1 pseudogene is annotated in these 287 nt (G+C 71.4%); it reads right to left on the reverse strand.

The annotated features are described in order from the left end of the window. Positions 1-236: pseudogene (locus EIK80_RS25635) on the reverse strand (hypothetical protein); the annotation flags it as partial. Positions 237-287: the final 51 nt, after the last annotated feature.

Raw genomic sequence — 287 nt, forward strand, 5'->3', positions numbered from 1 at the left:
TCCAGTAGATTGCCGCCCAGGGTCCCGGTGACATGAGGCGTCAGCCAGCCGAAGACGTGGGCCAGGACGATGCCCAGCACGATGCCGCCTGTCGCGGCGAGGCCGATCTGGAGGACCAGGGGCGGGTCCAGCGCGCCGCGCGCGTGGATCGCCGTGGCCGCGCTGAACAGCAGCAGCGCCGAGGCGTCGTTGAGTAGGCTCTCGCCCTTCAGCACCATCACCGACCGGCGTGGCATGCGCACTTGGTTGAGAACCGCGGTCGCGGCCGCCGCGTCCGGTGGCGCGAC

Source organism: Caulobacter sp. 602-1 (assembly GCF_003931565.1).
Classification (GTDB): Bacteria; Pseudomonadota; Alphaproteobacteria; order Caulobacterales; family Caulobacteraceae; genus Caulobacter.